The sequence below is a fragment of the Shewanella chilikensis genome (assembly GCF_037953065.1).
Classification (GTDB): domain Bacteria; phylum Pseudomonadota; class Gammaproteobacteria; order Enterobacterales; family Shewanellaceae; genus Shewanella; species Shewanella chilikensis.
In genome coordinates this window covers 3236447-3253304 of the sequence record NZ_CP149966.1, presented here as the reverse complement: position 1 = coordinate 3253304, position 16858 = coordinate 3236447, and the positions used below count along the sequence as shown (strand labels likewise).

The following is a 16858-nucleotide window of genomic DNA, read 5'->3' as shown; positions in this document are numbered from 1 at the left end:
TTTTGAAGCAGAATTGACTGGGTGTTTGCATTCTTCCCTGTTTTCAACGGTCACAGTCCCACTTAGTACTGGCCGAGCTTCCGGCCACGGTGTAGCCAATCACCTGCGGTGCGCCTTTCGCACAGGCGATCCTGTGACTCGCTGCGAGTACATCCCTGTAAGCTCTGCCTCGCCATCCCTGGCTCGGAAGGTCACAGTTTCGCCTGTGCCTGAAAATGAGGTGTATGTCTGCGGACACTTCAGAGGTTTCAAGCTACTCAGGGCTAACAGAATTGCACCAATTCCCCCTTCGGAGCCGCCGCTGGCGTTGTTGCAAATTGGCGTAGCCGAGACAGGGATGTCGAGGCTCGAAGGTCGAGCACGGATGCGAGTCCTGAGTGTAGCCAATTTGTTTCATAAGCCAGCGGGGTTTTCGGCTACGTCGGGGTGTCCTTGGGGATGCAAGGGGCTTTGGACAAGCAAAGCCCCTTGCCCGGTGTGGTGTGGAACACCACGACTTTAGGCCGCTGGCACAGCGGCTAGCATGGCTTTAAGCCAAAACTTACTAATGAACTTGCTCCTAGCGGCTAGCTAAGTTGTAACCCATCACCTGCGGTGCGGATGGGCAGGAAGCCCGAATGCCGAGAAGGACAGGACGTCCGAGAACGGTCCTTTCGCACAGGCGATCCTGTGACTCGCTGCGAGTACGTCCCTGTAAGCTCTGCCTCGCCATCCCTGGCTCGGAAGGTCACAGTTCCGCCTGTGCCTGGAATTAGGCGTATATCTGCAGATCTATCAAATATTTCAAACTACTCAGCGCTAACAGAATTGCACCAATTCCCCCTTCGGAGCCGCCGCTGGCGTTGTTGCAAATTGGCGTAGCCGAGACAGGGATGTCGAGGCTCGAAGGTCGAGCACGGATGCGAGTCCTGAGTGTAGCCAATTTGTTTCATAAGCCAGCGGGGATTTCGGCTACGTCGGGGTGTCCTTGCCCGGTGTGGTGTGGAACTCCACGACTTTAGGCCGCTGGCACAGCGGCTATCATGGCTTTAAGTCAAAACTCATCAATAAACTAGGTCTTAGCTTCTGGCTAAGCAGCCGCCAATCACCTGCGGTGCGCCTTTCGCACAGGCGCTCCTGTGACTCGCTGCGAGTACGTCCCTGTAAGCTCAGCCTCGGCATCCATGCCTCGGAAGGTCACAGTTCCGCCTGTGCCTGATAATTAGGTGTATGTCTGTGGATATATAAGCAATTTCAAGTAACGCTATGATTGCAGAATTGCACCGACCCCCGCTCGAAGCGGCCGCAGGGCGTTGATGACAATCGCGTAGCGAGGCATGGATGCCGAAGCAGCGCCAGTCGAATCAGGGATGAGCGTCTGGCGCGGTAGCGAATTGGCATCATAAGCACAAGGGGTTGTCCGCTGCGTCGCGGGTCGCTGGGGGTTTGGAAAGGGGGCGAGTCGATACAGCCCCCTTTCCTCGGGTGTGGGGTGGCGAGTGTCGCATAGCGACATGCTTACGAGCGAGAGCCAGGGATGGCGAACTGGCCCTTGTGCATGGATGCACTTGCTCCACGACTTTAGGCCGCTGGCACAGCGGCCTAGCATAGCTTTCAGCTCAAAATAGCCAAATAACATTGATTGGGCTTCCAGCGACGGACGTCTCTCATTGCCTGCCGCAGGCTTTCGCACAGGCGATCCTGTGACACGGCGTGAATACGTCCATGTAGCCTCGACGAAAACGTCCCTGTTTTCGATGGTCACAGTTTCGCCTGTGCCTGGAAATGAGGTGTATGTCTGCGGACACTGCAGATGTTTCAAGTTACCCAGTGCTAACAGAATTGCACCAATACCCCCTTCGGAGCCGCCGCTGGCGTTGTTGCAAATTGGCGTAGCCTAGACAGGTGAGTCGACGCAGAGCACAAATGGGGCTTATTCGCAGCTTCCTTATTCGCACCTTCAGCCCCTTTGTTTTTGATTTGTTTTCTTGAGATTAAGCCAAGATTATTTCCATTTATCTCTGAGGAACTCAGGCTCCATATATTCGTCCGGATAACGTCTCTTGCTGTCCCGGCGGCGTTGTTTGACCCGTTTGTTCTTTTGCTTGCCTCTGACATGATCTCCCCATGGAGTATCATTGTCGTCGAAATCATAGTGGTTTGACATGGTCCATTTCCAATAACACAGTGCATATAGGTTGCACCGCTCCTTTTTACCTAAAGCGCCGGTCAAGCTAAAGTGAGAAATTTAGCGTCTCAAGGTAAAAATTATTGCATGTCTGTCCCCGATTCCCTTCGGGCATTAACCTGACTCTTGCTAGCCTTGTTTACGAAAACGAACAACAAACATCCCATCGGCATTGGCTTCAAAGGGCCAAATCGTCAAATACTGCGTCTGTTCACCATTGAATGGGTGGCTGAGCGTTTCCAGAGTAAACTCGGGCCGCTTGGCCAGGAAGGCATCGACCACCTGGCGGTTTTCGCTGTCCGCCAGTGAGCAGGTGGCGTAAACCAAAGTGCCACCAGGCTTGACCGCATCGCAGGCGCGGCTGAGTATGTCGAGCTGCAGCGCGGGTTTATCGCTGATGGCCTGGCTGTCATCCAACCAGCGCATGTCCGGATTTCGGCGCCAGGTGCCGGTGCAGCTGCAGGGGGCATCGACCAGCACGCCGTCGAAGGCTTCTCTGGCAACCGGCAGGGCATCGCTGCGCCAAGGCGCGACCTTGATGTTGAAACCGGCGCGTTTGGCGCGTTTTTCCAGTTCATTGAGCGCTGCCGGGCGGATATCCGAGGCGGTAATAGTGCCCAAAACGCCTTTGGCGGCGTTATCTTGCTGCATCAGCGAGCTGAGTTGCAGGCTCTTGCCACCGGCGCCGGAGCATGCGTCCCACCAGTTTTCGCCGGCTTTTGGGGCGCAAACCTGGCCTATGACCTGGGAGGCCAGATCCTGCACCTCAATAAACCCTTCTTTGTAGAGTTTGATTTCATTGAGATTGATACTCTTGCTGCCAAGGCTGATGGCATCATTGAAGACGGGAGCGGCGCTTGCATCGACTCTTGCGCTTCTGAGCTCGGCCAGGGCTTTGGACAGCGGCATATTTTGCACCCTGGCCCAGATGGGCGGGCGGCTGCAAAGCGCGTCTATCAGCAGCTCTTCCCGGGCCTCTGGCAGCGGCGCCACGGCCTGCCAGAACCAGTCAGGCGCCAGGTCTCTTACCAAGACATGTCGGCCAGAGACCTTGGATACCAATTCGGCGGCGGCTTTGGGGGCCAGAGCCTGCTCAGGCAGGGCAAATGACTTGCCGGCTCGTTGCTGCCAGGCACAGATAATGTCCGTCCAAGGGTGGGCTTCTATTGCCGCCGCCAATGCCAGGCGCTGGAACCACAGGCTTTGCTCATCGGTAGCTTCAAGTTGTTGTAACCAACCCCACCAACGAAACAAGGCAAACAGGGTCTCTCGAATGACTCTTCTGTCTTTGGAGCCGTGTTTCTTGTTGCTGCGGAAATAGTTCGCCAGCACCCGATCGGCACTCTGGCGACTGTCGAGAATTTCAGTAAACAGTGTGTTTATGGTGTTGGCATAACTGGCGGCACGTTTTTGGGCCGGAGTCAGTGAAGGGCTTGGCGCGGTCAAAGGTTTCTCTGCATCAAGTGTGGATAGCAATGGCGCCAATATTAGCAGAAGTGCCGCGGCCTGTCCCCGGCACCTTGTTTGCTAATGTTTGCTAATGTTTGCTAATGGTTGCTACTGTTTGCTAATGCTTACCACACTGCTCAGACTTAGCGGGTAACCATTTGCGCTATCTGTTTGGCCCTGTCTTCATCGCTTAACTGGTCTCTGGACTCAGGGGTGACTATGCCTTTTTGACAGGCCGGGCGCAGGGCCAGTGTATCGAGCCAACGTTGCAGATGAGGCAGGCCTTGAATATCTATGCCGCTCCAGTCATAGATCCGCACCCAGGGCCAGGTGGCCATATCGGCTATGCTGTACTCATCACCGGCCAGATAGGCATGTTTGGCCAACTGATTATCCATCACCTCAAACAGGCGCCGGCCTTCTTTTTGATAACGCTCTATCGCGGCCGGGATCTTATCCGGAAAATAGCGGTAGAACACATTGGCTTGTCCCATCATGGGGCCTACGCCGCCCATCTGGAACATCAGCCATTGGATGACCTTGGAGCGCTTCTTGGCATCAACAGGTAAGAATTTCCCCGTTTTTTCAGCCAAGTAAAGCAGGATGGCACCGGATTCAAACACCACGAAATCATTGTTATCCCTGTCTATGATGGCCGGGATCCGGCCGTTGGGATTGATGGCTAAAAACTCGGGTTGTTTCTGTTCATTGGCACTGAGATCCAGATGGTGTACCCGGTAGGGTAAGCCCATCTCTTCCAGGGCAATACTGATTTTAAAGCCGTTGGGGGTTGCGGCGGTATAGAGTTCAATCATGTGTGTCTCCTTGATTTATCCTTGCTTTTATCCTTGTTTTGGCTGGCTCATTGCCGGGCGTTGTCCGGTTTGCTCATACCAGTTTTGGAGCACAGGGAAAGGTTGCAGTGAAATCTGCAGATTTTTGATGAATCCCAATAAGATATAGGCGGTAATATCGGCAATGGAGTAGTTGTCACCGGCCAGATAGGGGGATTCACTCAGGCGCTGCTCCAGCAGAGGCAGGAAAGATTCCAGGCGCTTGCGGGATTCTTCGCCCCAGGCTTGAATGCAGGTTTCCCGGTCGCTGTAGATGCCGCTGATATTGCGAAATGCCTGAAAGGCAGGTAACAACCCCTGCAGTTCAACGATGCGCTGCCACATCTCCACCTTTGCTCGCTCCAGCGGCGTGCTACCAAAGAGCTTGAGTTCGGTAGGGAACAACTCGTCGAGATAACGGCAGATGGCCACAGATTCGCACAGATAACTGCCATCATCCAGCTCCAGCAGCGGAATGCGGCCATTGAGACTCTTGGCCTTGAATTCGGCCGAGAGATTTTCTCCGCCGCGAAGATCGACGTGTACCCGCTCGATATCTATGCCTTTCTCCGCCATGAAAATACTGACTCTGCGGGCACTTGGGGTAGGTCCGAGTTCATACAGCTTCATCTATCTTTCTCCATCTGTCTTGGGCCGTTTTGCCCCTGGCTTGGCTGTCAGGAAAATGTATTCAAATCTTTTTCGGAACGATCGTTTAGGTTAGACTTTAGGGGATATCAGAACGATCAGTCAAGAATTAATTTGACTAAATATACAGCACGTCATTCGCTGGAAACGCTTGGGAGCAGTATGGCAAGAAGTTGCAATTTTGACCGGGAAGATAAGCTGAAATTGGCAATGGAGCTCTTTTGGCAAAAGGGTTATGCCGCCACTTCAGTGGCGGATCTGGTCGAGCATCTGGGGATCAACAGATTCAGTCTCTATAACACCTATGGCGACAAGCTGAATCTGTACCGGGAGGCGCTGCGTCTGTATCTGCAGCAAAACTCGTTGCCAGCGCTCGACAGCCTGCGCGCCGAAGGCGCAGGGTTGCAGCAGGTAATTGATTATCTTGAACAGTTTGTGGCCCAGCAGCGAGAGCAAAAATACGGCTGTTTCCTGCAAAATGCGCTGCTGGAGATGAGCCTGGAGGATGCTGTCGTGCAGCAAGAGAGTCGGCACTTGTTTGACTCCATCAAGGAGGCGTTTGCCAAGGCGTTGACCCACGCCAGAGAGCGCGGCGAGCTTAGCAGCGACAATCCCGAGGCGCTCGCGGCCTGGTTACTGCTGCAACTGCAGGGAATTCGGGTGCTAGGCAAGGCCGGTTTGCATCAGGAGTTGCAGCAGGCACTGAGCGTGATGCGGGCTCAGCTTGGACGTTGAGCCAGATTGTACCTGGGCGGTTTAAGCCCGGGTGTGGCAATCAATAATCCAAGTCCAGGGCAAAGCACAGATAGCGCATCAACGCCTGGGTGTGTTGGAACTCACTGGCACAGACGTCGACAAAATCGCTGCGACAAACCTGCTCTTTTGTCAGCATCTTAAGCGCCACAAAGTCTTTGCGTTTCAACTCGTTTATCAATGGGTGGCTTTTATCGAACCCCTTGGGTGGCCGCACCAGGCTGTCACCGTCCATCGTAAACCCATGGCGCTGTAATTCCTCCAACGCCTTGTTGTAGGCGCGTGGGTTGTCGTCGATACATTGTCTGATGGCGCCGAGCACCTTGGATTCGGGGCGCCAGATCCCGGCAGCGATAAAGCAGCCATCGTTGGCCAGATGCAGATACAACCCGGGAGCGTGGACATCCTTACCCTGAAAATGGCGAAACTGGATCCCGACATTGAGCTTGTAGGGCGACTTGTCGTGACCAAAGCGAGTGTCCCGCTGTGGTCGCATCAAACTGCCTCCGACCTTCTTGGCGACCGCCGTCAATCTGGGAGACAAGGCCTGAATAGGCTGCTGCATCTGTTCAATAAATGTCAGTGCCGGCCCCCTGAGCAGGGTTTCATATTCGTCCTGATGTTGCTTGAACCAGGCCCTGTCGTTGTTGTTTTCCAGCCGGGTCAGAAAGGCAAAACCTTGTTCGCTGAAGCTCATCTTTGTTCTCCATTTTCTTCAGGGCGATATCTCAGGTGAAAGCCTGTTGTGAGTCAAGTGGTTTTACATTTTTAAAACAAAGATAACCAAATTGGATCCTGTGTAAATATCGGTGAGAATAATTCTCATTTGTAAGCTTGGTTCTTATAATGCCGCCTTATTTTTAAGGGGAGATGATAGATGACAAGCGAACAATCCCGGCGAATGGCGCCGAGCGGCAAGCTGCCATTACTGCTGTGTGCCTTGGCGCCCTGGCCCTTGCTGGCCGCCACTTCTCTGCCGTCCAAGAGTGGTAGCAGTGTGCTGGGTGAGCCTAAGGTGGAAGCGATAGAGATCATAGAGGTGCGTGGCCAGCCTTTTCGTCGGGAACTGACGCTGACCCGTCCGGGCGAAGCCTTGGTGACATTGGAGGACATAGAGGAGCAACAGGCGGGAAACTTTGCCGAAGTGCTGGACACTGTGCCCGGCATCACTCTTGATGGCGGCCCCCGTAGCGGCGGTGAGAAAATCAATGTTTGGGGCTTTGGTGAGACAGAAGATCTCAATGTCTATGTCGACAACGCCCCGGTCGGGTTTGAACAGTATCGCTACGGCTCTTTCTTTATCGACCCGGATATGGTCAAGCGAATTGAGGTGATCAAGGGCGCCCACGATCCCCGCTCCGGCAATGGTGGTTTCGGTGGCTCCATGTATGTGGTGACCAAGAGTGCCGATGATTTTCTGGATTACGGCAAAAAATTGGGCGCCAGAGTCAAGGCCAGTTATGCCGATAACAACGGCTTGGAGACTTACACAGGTACGCTTTATGGCCGCTTGAACTCAGGGCTGTCGGCACTTGTTAACTACAGCTATAAAGATGCCGGCGATCTTGAGCTGGGCAACGGCCAGGTGTTTCGTTTCTCAGGCTATCGGCAAAACAACCTCCTGGCCAAGCTGGATTATGAGCTGGGAGCGCACAAGTTGTCTTTGAGCTATACCTCCTACGATGATGAAGGCCGTAAACCCTGGGCCAACCGCCGCGGCGAAATGCCCACTGTATCTGAGTTTAATATCAAAAAGTACGGCTCTTTTGAGGCGGCAGAATACGCCAATACCGCCCTCAACAGTTACAAAGACAGCACAGTTTCACTCAACTACCGTTATACACCGGCCAGTCCGCTGTGGGATCTGCAATTGGCGCTGTCCAGCAGCAGTAACGACAGACACTGGGTAAGGCCCCAGATAGCCTTCGATAAGATGTTTGTTTCTGTGGGTAACTTTGGCCATGAGTCCTGGCTCGAATACGACAGGGACTTTATCGATATCAACAACACCAGCCAGTTGGGTGACCACTTATTGACTGTGGGGCTGCAGTACCGCTCGCTCGATCGCCGCTCACTGGTATTCAACAAGAGTTATCAGAACAAGGCGGAGAAAAACTTCGGCCTGTACACGCCTTACTACCAGCCTGGAGGTCGCCAGGATACCTACGCCTTTTATCTCAGCGACAGCATTGCCCTGACGGATAACCTCATTCTAAAACCATCGTTGCGTTTCGACAGTATTTACAGCATAGGCCATGGTAATCTGGCGCCGGATTACAACGACCCCAGTGTCGGTCATGATTTTTCCTCTACCCGCCACAGCGGTTGGTCGCCAAGGCTTGGGTTGGAATACCGTCTCGGTGATGTCAGCTTTCTGACCCTGGATTATGCCTACAGCCTGCAGGCACCTGTGGTGGATGAGATTTACGCGGTGCAATATGCCAAGGCCAGTAGTGCTCAGGCGACCAGTCGCGGGATAGATGTCGAGCGGCTGCACGCCTATAAGCTTGGGCTGAGCAGCGCCTTTGATGGGGTCTTCGCCGGTGATGACAGGCTCTCGACCCAACTGACTCTGTATTGGAATCAGGGAAAACAGGATATCGCCCAGCGCAAAGGGCTCTGGGTCGACAAGAGTCAACCATTTGAGAGCGGTTATGTGAATCTCGACGGCTACCATATCTACGGTGGCGACTTCGAGGCTCAATACCGTTGGCACGATTGGTTTGCCGACTATACGGCTTCCTATACCCGCGGCAAGCACAGCGGCAGCCTGCGTGACAGCAGTGGCAGGGATGAAAACCTGGCAGACATTCCTCCGCTCAATATGCGTCTGCACCTGGGGTATTATCTGACTCCCGAGCTGTCGCTCTCCTGGCGTGGCAGTTGGTATGATGCGCAGCAGAAGGTGCCGGATGAGGGCCTGTTTGTCAGCGATAGACCGAGCCAGGCCTATTTTCTGCAAGACTTGTATCTCGGCTTCCAGCCGGAAGATATGTTGCAGGGGCTTGAGCTGAGGCTGGCGCTGCGTAACCTGACCAACCAGTATTACAGTCCGCATCTGGCCGATGGCATTGCGGCTCAGGGACGGGATATTCGCCTCAGTCTGGCGTACCAGTTCTGATAAAACCCCAGTTATTTTGTGCTTTTGTGAGCTGCAAACCTGATCAAGCTCTGATTTTGCGGCATAATGTGCGTTTTGCCTGAACGAAGAATATTAGTGATGACTTCAGAAACTGAACTGCAAAGCCGCTGTGGCGGGAAATGTGAACTCTGTGGAGCCGAAGGCGCTCTGTCTGTCTATGATCTGCCTCACTCGGGTGATCGCACAGATAGCGACATTATGATCTGCGCTACCTGTGAAGGCCAGATTACCGCTCCGGACACCATGGATGTTAACCACTGGCGTTGCCTGAACGACAGTATGTGGAGTCAGGTTCCTGCCGTGCAGGTCATGGCTTATCGCATGCTCAAGCGTCTCAATGGCGAGAGTTGGGCTCAGGATCTGCTGGATATGCTTTATCTGGAAGACGATCTCAAAGCTTGGGGCGATGCCGAGTCTTTGGCGGCCGAGAGCGATGATTCGGCGCCGACACTGGACAGCAACGGCACTCAATTGGCCGCCGGTGATAGCGTGGTGATCATTAAAGATCTCAACGTGAAAGGCACCAGCTTTGTGGCCAAGCGCGGTACAGCCGTGCGTAACATTGCTCTGACCAACAACCCTGAGCATATCGAAGGCCGGGTCAATGGCACTCGCATCGTTATCCTGAGCTGTTATGTGAAGAAATCATAAGGGGAGTTATTCGCCTCTTCACTGATTGATTCAGTTAAAAAACGCCGCAGAAATCGATTTCTGCGGCGTTTTTGCTTTTCAGGCTTGGGAATAGCCGCTTGCTGGCATAATATTCCTTATAAAGAATCTTGCTATAGAGATAGTTATGTCGCAGGAAGAGCTAAAAACACAAACCCACAAGCCACAAGCCCACAAGCCGCAATCCACAGCTATCAAGGATGGGGTAGACACCATAGTCAGCCAGTGGTTGGTTGCCGGGGTGACTGACGATCTGCAGCCGATGGAAGTCTTTGGCCGCCTGGCCAGGATCTACAAATATATAGATGCTGAAATCCTCCGTTGCCATAGCGAATTTGGCTTGCGTCAGGGGGAGTTTGATGTGCTGGCAACCTTGCGTCGCAGCGGTGAGCCATACACTCTGACTCCGGGGCAATTGCACCAGAGCATGATGCTGACCTCAGGCGCCATGACCAGCCGTTTGGATAAGTTGGAGCAGAAAGGGTTCATTTGTCGCAGCCACAGCACCGAAGATCGCCGCGCGGTGAATGTAAGATTAACCGTCGAAGGCAAGGCCAAAGTTGAGGCCGCACTGCCTGCTCATATGGCGACTCAGCAGCAGTTGCTCAAGGGCATTTCTGCCAAAGACAGGCAGAGGCTGGCGGCTTTACTCAAAGTGTGGCTGGCAGAGCTCGAGTCCTGAGCTATCTATCTTGAGCCATCTATCTTGAGTAAAGGTAACCTTCCGTCCTTGGTGGAGCAGTGAGGTTTCATCAGTGCGCTTTTTCTGTCATTCAATCTGCAGCTCGGGTTGTAAATACCCGAGTTCTCAATCACCAAACCCGAGTTCTCAGCGACTCAGTTGTCTGCTACTGTATTTTATAAACAGATGGCATTGAAGCTGGTTGGCTGAAACTCATTGGCAAGTACCTTTGATGGCTAACGTTTCAGTCATAGGTGGGTGTTTCAACAGATATTAAATATTGCGCTCTTGACTGAACCCGGGCTGACAGGCCCTAAGATCCCGGCTGCGGCTACTTGGCTTTGAGGTTAAGGTAAGCCCAGTGTGCCGATATGGTTGGGTTTGTTGTTGATAGGATGAATTATGAAGCTGTTTATTCGTGTGGCTCTAGTGTTGGGTCTGGTGTTTCTGGCGGTGATTGCGCTTGGGATCTACAGGTTCAACTTCACCGAGGATGACCTCTATGTCAGGGAAAACGATATGGTGCGTCCACTGGCTGAATTCGATGGCGGGGCTCAAGGTGTGATGCAGCGGCTGTTCAATCTGGACACCCGAGAACAGTTCAGGATCCGTTTACCGGACAATAATAAGGCCGTCACTCTTACCGGCTTTAAAGAAGAGCAGCATCTGGCGTTTGGCGAATATCAGGATGAAGTGGTTCGTGGGGAGGTGTTGCTCGATTATCGTAAGCTGACCTCCTTAAACTTGCCCGGCAATGCCGAATCGATGCAGTTTGTTGTTCCCTTCGCGGTGACAACCCAGGGCTCTGGTGTGTTCTGGTATCTGGGTATGTTCAGATTCGACTATCAAACCGGCGCCATCGCGCATCTGGCCAGCCAGTTTCTCGGCGACCGAATTGAGATAGAAGCCATCACCCCCAAAGAGCCGTTCGACCCGCCTTACAGCGTGACTTTGGCGCTGAAGACCCGCACCCAAGAGCAATCCATGGCCGAAGCGCCGGGCGAGTATATGGAACGCACTTTCTTTGTGACGCTTACCTCGATTCTGCCGTCTTCTTCCCAATAGGCGCCCGACTGAATGAGCCATGAATCTATGTCTCATCAGGCTGCTTTCCGGGCGCTGACAGACTTTTTCCTTGAGTTGGGGCTTGAACCCAGTGCTGTGGCGCCACTCTTGGATAAGGCTCAGCTGAAAAGTTGTCATGCAGGTGAGGTGCTGCTGGCACAAGGTGGCAAACAGCAGTCGGGCTTTTTATTGCTCAATGGTCTGCTGCGGGCCTGCCACTATCTGAGTGATGGTCAGCAGCGCTGCAAAGAGTTCTATTTCCCTGGCGAATTTTGCCTGCTTTACAGCAGTTTTCTCAGTGCTGAGCCTGCCCGTTATCAACTTGAAGCACTGGAAAACAGTACTCTGGTGGTTGTGCCCTTGAGCCTGTTTGAGCTTGGCGGGTTTCAGCGCGCCGAGCTTTCATTGCTGCGTGCCCAACTGCGTTACAAGGAGCAGAAAGAAGCTTTTCTATTGCTCAAGTCGCCAGAGCAGCGCTACCTGTGGTTAAAAAATCATTGGCCACACTGGATAAGCACCCTGAGCCAGGTGCAGTTGGCCAACTATATCGGCATCACCCCAGAGAGTCTCAGCCGCATTCGCCGGCGTCTTAACCTAAGTTAATGCCATCGCCTCAATGGCACAGCACAATAGCGGCCGGTTTCAATCTTCCGGGATACTGTGTTGTCCATTTTTGTTATTTCACAGCTATTGGTCACTCTGGCGCTGCTTAGCGATCTTTTGTCATTCCAGTTCAGGCACAGGCGTGCCGTGCTCGCTTGTCTGCTGGTGTCGGGCCTGCTGATCTCGGCGCATTTTATCTTGCTCAACCACTGGAGCCCGGCCATTTTAATGTTGGTTGCCAGTGTCAGATTCTTTGTCAGTATCTTCACCGTCGACAGACGTCTGATGTGGCTGTTTATGGCCGCTTCGGTCACAGCCGTGGCCCTGAGTTTCAATCAATGGCTCGATCTTTTGAGTCTGGCCGGCAGTTTGTTGCAGACCAGGGCGGCCTTTTGCCGTGATGACAAACGATTAAGGGAGCTGATGTTCATCGGCAGCGGTTGCTGGCTGCTGAATAACATCCTGTTGGGTTCGCCGATGGCGGTATTGATGGAGTCTGTGTTTATCGGCAGCAATCTGTTGGGATACTACCGTTTCTATCTGCGCCGCAAAGGCTCGGCGCCCGCACAAGGGGGCTAATTCATGCGCGCCTTGCCACCGATAATCTTGAATGCAGGCACGCCGCGGATCAGTGCCTGACGTGCGAAGACCTGGCCGCAGCCGGGGCAGGTACAGGGCGTTTGCGTATGATCTGTCAGGATCCGTTCGACAAAACATTTAACCAAGGCGCCTTTGCCGCCCTTTCGATATTTGAACAGTTTTGCCTTGCAGCCGCAGCAGATGATTTCCACCGTCTGTTGCGGTCCTTTTTTATTGGGCTTACTCACTTGCCCGGCAGTTCGGTTTCCAGCTCAATATCTGTGCAGCCCTTGGGGCAGCGGATGCTGGCAAGCTCTGAGGTGGATTTTGCCGGTGGCAAGGTGGCACTCAAGGTTTGTTGGCATTTAGGGCAGGGCACTTTTTTACCGGCCAGCAGTTGTTTGATCAGATTCTTCTGCGCCTTGAAGGACTGGGCGCTGCTTTGGTTGATATTGGAAAAGTCGGTGGATTGAGCTGTCATAGGCAGTATCTGAATTCGTCTGTTACGGGTAAATAAGTCAGCAGCGATTATAGCCTTGCCGGCGTGGCAAATAAAAGAGGGGCGCCTGGCGCCCCCTTTATCAATGCAGCTTGAGGTGGGGATGGATTATCCGGGTTATCCCCTTGGCAAACATCAGCAGGGTGCCCTTGACCACGCCGTGAAGCTCTATCAAATGGCGGCGATAGAGAGAGGTATAGACAAATCTGGCTATCTTGCCTTCGACCATGACGCCTCCACCAATGAAAGACATCAGGTTGCCGACCGTGTGGAAGCGCGACAGGTTCACCAGTGAACCGAGATCCTTGTAAAGGTACTCTTTTGAGGGAGTCTTGCCGCTGAGCATGGCTATGATGTTATCCGCTGTCATCAAGGCCATCTGCCTGGCGGCCTGGCCCCTTGGCGGCACCCAGTTGCCGTCCGGTTGCGGACAAGCGGCACAGTCTCCAATGGCAAAGATATGCTCATCCAGCGTGGTTTGGGCATTGGGTTTGACCAGCAGCTGATGGATATGATTGCTTTCCAGGCCGCCAATACCGTGGAGAAACTCAGGCGCCTTGACCCCGGTGGACCAGATCACCATATCGCTCGGGATCTCTTCGCCTTCACTGGTAGTCAACGCCTTGGCTGTCACCTGGGTGATACGGGTATTGGTCATCACCCGGACTCCCAGAGTGCTCAGCTCTCTGGCGACTGCCGCCGAGATCTCTTCTTTTTCCACCTTGGGCAGTATTCGTTTGTCGGCCTCTATCAGGGTGACTTCCAGTAGGCTGGTATCTATCTTGTAGCCAAAGCCCTTGAGCTGATCCACTGCGTGATGCATTTCGGCCGACATCTCCACCCCGGTGGCACCGGCGCCGACGACGGCGATTTTGATCTTCTCATCCAACTGTTGATGGCTGGCATAACGCATAAACTTGTTCAACAAGCGCTGGCGGATGGCCATGGCCTGCTCTGTGTTGTCGAGGAAGACGCAGTGTTCCCGCACCCCGGGAATATTGAAGTCGTTGGCGATACTGCCGATGGCAACCACCAGATAGTCATAGTCGATGCGCCGCGATGGCAACAGCTCTTCACCTTTGTCATCACAAATGGGCGCCAGTATCACTTGCTTGGCTTTACGGTCTATGTCCGTCATGGCGCCTTGCTGAAAGTGATAGCCGTGAGCGGCTGCGTGACTGCGGTAGCTGATGGCATCAACCCCGACATCCAATGCGCCTGTGGCGACCTCGTGGAGCAGGGGTTTCCAGACATGGCTGTCGGCGACATCGATAAGCGTGACTCTGGCCTTGGCTTTGCGACCCAGTTTATGGCCCAGTTTGGTGGCGATCTCCATACCACCGGCGCCGCCGCCGACGATGACGATATTGGCTAACTCGTGCATTTAATGGCTTTCCTGTTGCAGATTTAAAAACAAATTCTGTTGTTTCGGCGGGCGAACTCGGTCGCCCTGATTTGCATCAACCCCGCAAGGCCTGAATGATTGAGATCTTTAGACTTTGGCCCGCGCAGGAAAGTCTAGCAGCGCCAGGGGTTGCCAACAATTGGCCTAAAAATGGATTATATCTGAGGTAAGTTTGAGTTTTCTTTTATTAGCTTTTGAAAAATAAGGAAATGATTTTCTCAAAAATGATATTATCTATCGGATTTGTGCCGGAATGAATTGAATAACTGTGATCTATCGCCGTTGTCCGTAGTAAATCTGTGAGCTAGCGCTTGTTTGACCGTATCTTTACCAGAAATGACAAGGATACGGCCAATTGAGAGTACTGCCTATGGCAGCTTAATTGACTCAGGGGTAATCAGCTTCAGGGCGGTTTAACCCAGGCTTTTCAGGCGAGTCTGGCAGTCTTGGTATATGTGTTCCACTATCTCCTCAACAGAGGTATCTTTGGTGCACTTGTCCATAAACACTTTGAGCGTGATCAGGGCATGGCCAGAGGATTTTAATCTTTCGCTGATCATGGCGAAGTAAGCCTCCTCCTTTTCTGCCTTACGCACCACTATGTTTTGAAAACAAAATACCCTGTTACCTGAGTGAGCATGCCACTTACTAAGTCGGTCAAGGGCGATTTCTGCCGAGTGATTGATTTCGATGTGATTGCGCCATGTGGCTTCGGCGCTCTGATCTTGGTAGTGGGGGCAACGAACTGTGTAATTGATTATCTGGCTAATGGCTGTCATAAGGGATCCTGCCTGGTTGATTCCTGAATTCATCATAGGGGCTGAACTAACAATCGGCCACTGTGACAAGGGTTACAAACGCGGGGGTGTACTCCTTATTGCTTGCTGTTGTTAATCTCATTTAGCCTGTATTCGACAGAAATAAACCGGGGACAGATCTCAAAATTTAGCTGTTGCCGAATAACCGTTGAAATGCTGAGCTGATGGGCTTGGAAGCTTGAAGCGAGTGGTAACTGCAAGAGAAGAGGCCCGCTCTGTGAGCGGGCCTCTTGTACAGCTTTCTCATTGCAGGGAAAAAGCGGACGATGAAATTATATTACAAATGTATCAAAGTGCGTTAGTGAAAATTTGGCAAATTTCCTCGTGAGTCGCCTGTTTAGGGTTGGTAAAGCCGCAGGCATCTTTCAGAGCATTCTCTGCAAGTACAGGAATATCTTCGGCTTTTACTCCAATTTTTGTCAGGTTTTCAGGGATTTTTACTGCCGAAGCCAATTCTTTAATCGCCTTGATTGCCGCCGCAGCACCCTGTTCATCGCTCATGGCACTGACATCAACACCCATGGCTTTGGCAACATCTTTCAGTCTTGGTGCCGCCACTTGAGCATTGTATTCCTGCACATAAGGCAGCAAGAGGGCGTTACATACGCCATGGGGCAGATCGTAGAAACCACCCAACTGGTGCGCCATGGCATGTACATAACCCAGGCTGGCGTTGTTGAATGCCATACCGGCGAGGAACTGGGCGTAAGCCATCTGTTCACGGGCCTGGATATTGTCACCATGCTCTACCGCATTGACCAGGTTGGCGTGAATAAGCTCAATGGCCTTGATGGCACAGGCATCAGTGATGGGGTTAGCTGCTGTGGAAACATAGGCTTCTACCGCGTGTGTCAGGGCATCCATACCGGTTGCCGCGGTCAGGCTGGCAGGTTTTTTCAGCATCAGTTCAGGGTCGTTGACCGAGATGATGGGGGTAGTGTGCTTGTCAACAATGGCCATCTTAATATGGCGGCTTTCATCTGTGATGATGCAGAAGCGGGTCATTTCACTGGCGGTGCCGGCCGTTGTATTGATAGCCACTAAAGGCAACTGGGGTTTGGCTGACTGATCCAGGCCTTCATAGTCTTTGATGGAACCTCCATTGGTTGCAACCAGGGCAATACCCTTGGCGCAATCGTGTGGTGAACCGCCGCCCAGGGAGATTACGAAGTCACAGTCGTTGGCACGCAACAGCTCAAGGCCTGCTTCCACGTTGCCAACGGTTGGGTTGGGTTGAACGCCATCGAATACTGTGGCGCTAATACCTGCCTGTCCCAGCTTTTCGGCGATCTGTCCCACCAGACCTATGCTGACCAGAGGCTTGTCTGTCACTATCAGGGCTCGTTTGAATCCCAGAGTCTGGATATCACCGATAGCATCGTCTACAGCGCCCTGACCCAGGACGTTTACTGAAGGGATAAAGAATTTAGCAGCCATAAGTTCACCTGTATATGCTGTTGAAAATGAAATCTGTATCTCTCTCTTGATGTCAAATTACCAACTCATCTGACCAAAAAGTGTGAGGTGGCGCCAAGAATTGCGCCAA

General features: G+C 52.9%; 17 protein-coding genes. 7 read left to right on the top strand and 10 right to left on the bottom strand.

Annotated features, from left to right (window positions below; all coding sequences use genetic code 11):
* Positions 1 to 1984: 1984 nt before the first annotated feature.
* From WKR14_RS14700 to WKR14_RS14685, 4 genes are all read right to left on the bottom strand, one after another.
* Positions 1985 to 2146: a small highly charged protein gene (locus WKR14_RS14700; RefSeq protein ID WP_219160858.1), complete on the bottom strand. Its 162-nt coding sequence runs from the start codon at positions 2144 to 2146 to the stop codon at positions 1985 to 1987.
* Positions 2147 to 2296: 150 nt separating this feature from the next.
* Positions 2297 to 3613 (bottom strand): RsmB/NOP family class I SAM-dependent RNA methyltransferase, encoded by a 1317-nt coding sequence (locus WKR14_RS14695; RefSeq protein WP_339086661.1) that lies wholly within the window; start codon positions 3611 to 3613, stop codon positions 2297 to 2299.
* A gap of 146 nt (positions 3614 to 3759) precedes the next feature.
* Positions 3760 to 4431 (bottom strand): glutathione S-transferase family protein, encoded by a 672-nt coding sequence (locus WKR14_RS14690; protein WP_339086659.1) that lies wholly within the window; start codon positions 4429 to 4431, stop codon positions 3760 to 3762.
* A 27-nt stretch (positions 4432 to 4458) separates the two neighbouring features.
* Positions 4459 to 5079 (bottom strand): glutathione S-transferase family protein, encoded by a 621-nt coding sequence (locus WKR14_RS14685; RefSeq protein ID WP_215793763.1) that lies wholly within the window; start codon positions 5077 to 5079, stop codon positions 4459 to 4461.
* Positions 5080 to 5259: 180 nt separating this feature from the next.
* On the opposite strand from WKR14_RS14685, the gene WKR14_RS14680 reads away from it, so the two are divergent.
* On the top strand, positions 5260 to 5832 hold the full coding sequence (locus tag WKR14_RS14680) for a TetR/AcrR family transcriptional regulator (protein ID WP_101055462.1): 573 nt from the start codon (positions 5260 to 5262) through the stop codon (positions 5830 to 5832).
* A 40-nt stretch (positions 5833 to 5872) separates the two neighbouring features.
* On the opposite strand, the gene WKR14_RS14675 is transcribed toward WKR14_RS14680, so the two are convergent.
* Entirely contained in the window at positions 5873 to 6547 is a 675-nt protein-coding gene (locus WKR14_RS14675; RefSeq protein ID WP_335922782.1) for a DUF2461 domain-containing protein, read from the bottom strand.
* A 180-nt stretch (positions 6548 to 6727) separates the two neighbouring features.
* Between WKR14_RS14675 and WKR14_RS14670 the strand changes: the two genes are divergently transcribed.
* The 6 genes from WKR14_RS14670 to WKR14_RS14645 all read left to right on the top strand — a co-directional run bounded on the left by WKR14_RS14670 (position 6728) and on the right by WKR14_RS14645 (position 12590).
* Positions 6728 to 8971, top strand: a complete 2244-nt coding sequence (locus WKR14_RS14670) for a TonB-dependent receptor domain-containing protein (RefSeq protein WP_226564480.1) — start codon at positions 6728 to 6730, stop codon at positions 8969 to 8971.
* Between the two features lie 99 nt (positions 8972 to 9070).
* Positions 9071 to 9643, top strand: a complete 573-nt coding sequence (locus WKR14_RS14665) for a PhnA domain-containing protein (RefSeq protein WP_039034741.1) — start codon at positions 9071 to 9073, stop codon at positions 9641 to 9643.
* Positions 9644 to 9788: 145 nt separating this feature from the next.
* Positions 9789 to 10343 (top strand): MarR family winged helix-turn-helix transcriptional regulator, encoded by a 555-nt coding sequence (locus tag WKR14_RS14660; protein ID WP_101055456.1) that lies wholly within the window; start codon positions 9789 to 9791, stop codon positions 10341 to 10343.
* A 402-nt stretch (positions 10344 to 10745) separates the two neighbouring features.
* Positions 10746 to 11408 (top strand): hypothetical protein, encoded by a 663-nt coding sequence (locus tag WKR14_RS14655; RefSeq protein ID WP_101055454.1) that lies wholly within the window; start codon positions 10746 to 10748, stop codon positions 11406 to 11408.
* A gap of 12 nt (positions 11409 to 11420) precedes the next feature.
* On the top strand, positions 11421 to 12011 hold the full coding sequence (locus WKR14_RS14650; RefSeq protein ID WP_339086652.1) for a Crp/Fnr family transcriptional regulator: 591 nt from the start codon (positions 11421 to 11423) through the stop codon (positions 12009 to 12011).
* A gap of 60 nt (positions 12012 to 12071) precedes the next feature.
* Positions 12072 to 12590: a YgjV family protein gene (locus WKR14_RS14645; RefSeq protein ID WP_101055450.1), complete on the top strand. Its 519-nt coding sequence runs from the start codon at positions 12072 to 12074 to the stop codon at positions 12588 to 12590.
* Here the strand turns inward: WKR14_RS14645 and WKR14_RS14640 are convergent.
* The 5 genes from WKR14_RS14640 to yiaY form a co-directional block, all read right to left on the bottom strand.
* A complete protein-coding gene (locus WKR14_RS14640) occupies positions 12587 to 12838 on the bottom strand; it encodes a hypothetical protein (protein WP_028778989.1) in 252 nt (83 codons plus the stop codon). The genes WKR14_RS14645 and WKR14_RS14640 overlap by 4 nt on opposite strands.
* Positions 12835 to 13071, bottom strand: a complete 237-nt coding sequence (locus WKR14_RS14635; RefSeq protein WP_234556840.1) for a hypothetical protein — start codon at positions 13069 to 13071, stop codon at positions 12835 to 12837. Before WKR14_RS14635 ends, WKR14_RS14640 begins: the two co-directional genes overlap by 4 nt.
* Positions 13072 to 13171: 100 nt before the next feature.
* Positions 13172 to 14473, bottom strand: coding sequence for an NAD(P)/FAD-dependent oxidoreductase (locus tag WKR14_RS14630; protein WP_101055447.1), 1302 nt, complete (start codon positions 14471 to 14473; stop codon positions 13172 to 13174).
* 434 nt (positions 14474 to 14907) lie between these two features.
* Positions 14908 to 15273, bottom strand: coding sequence for a cytoplasmic protein (locus tag WKR14_RS14625; RefSeq protein WP_101055446.1), 366 nt, complete (start codon positions 15271 to 15273; stop codon positions 14908 to 14910).
* A 327-nt stretch (positions 15274 to 15600) separates the two neighbouring features.
* A complete protein-coding gene (gene yiaY / locus WKR14_RS14620) occupies positions 15601 to 16749 on the bottom strand; it encodes an L-threonine dehydrogenase (protein ID WP_101055445.1) in 1149 nt (382 codons plus the stop codon).
* Positions 16750 to 16858 lie beyond the last annotated feature (109 nt).

Bases quoted from the DNA above. Each gene is read 5' to 3' on its own strand.
- WKR14_RS14675 (WP_335922782.1), bottom strand. From the start codon at position 6,547: ATGAGCTTCAGCGAACAAGGTTTTGCCTTTCTGACCCGGCTGGAAAAC.
- WKR14_RS14625 (WP_101055446.1), bottom strand. From the start codon at position 15,273: ATGACAGCCATTAGCCAGATAATCAATTACACAGTTCGTTGCCCCCAC.
- WKR14_RS14630 (WP_101055447.1), bottom strand. From the start codon at position 14,473: ATGCACGAGTTAGCCAATATCGTCATCGTCGGCGGCGGCGCCGGTGGT.
- WKR14_RS14635 (WP_234556840.1), bottom strand. From the start codon at position 13,071: ATGACAGCTCAATCCACCGACTTTTCCAATATCAACCAAAGCAGCGCC.
- WKR14_RS14690 (WP_339086659.1), bottom strand. From the start codon at position 4,431: ATGATTGAACTCTATACCGCCGCAACCCCCAACGGCTTTAAAATCAGT.
- WKR14_RS14700 (WP_219160858.1), bottom strand. From the start codon at position 2,146: ATGTCAAACCACTATGATTTCGACGACAATGATACTCCATGGGGAGAT.
- WKR14_RS14670 (WP_226564480.1), top strand. From the start codon at position 6,728: ATGACAAGCGAACAATCCCGGCGAATGGCGCCGAGCGGCAAGCTGCCA.
- WKR14_RS14660 (WP_101055456.1), top strand. From the start codon at position 9,789: ATGTCGCAGGAAGAGCTAAAAACACAAACCCACAAGCCACAAGCCCAC.
- WKR14_RS14680 (WP_101055462.1), top strand. From the start codon at position 5,260: ATGGCAAGAAGTTGCAATTTTGACCGGGAAGATAAGCTGAAATTGGCA.
- WKR14_RS14685 (WP_215793763.1), bottom strand. From the start codon at position 5,079: ATGAAGCTGTATGAACTCGGACCTACCCCAAGTGCCCGCAGAGTCAGT.
- WKR14_RS14650 (WP_339086652.1), top strand. From the start codon at position 11,421: ATGAGCCATGAATCTATGTCTCATCAGGCTGCTTTCCGGGCGCTGACA.
- WKR14_RS14665 (WP_039034741.1), top strand. From the start codon at position 9,071: ATGACTTCAGAAACTGAACTGCAAAGCCGCTGTGGCGGGAAATGTGAA.
- WKR14_RS14655 (WP_101055454.1), top strand. From the start codon at position 10,746: ATGAAGCTGTTTATTCGTGTGGCTCTAGTGTTGGGTCTGGTGTTTCTG.
- yiaY (WP_101055445.1), bottom strand. From the start codon at position 16,749: ATGGCTGCTAAATTCTTTATCCCTTCAGTAAACGTCCTGGGTCAGGGC.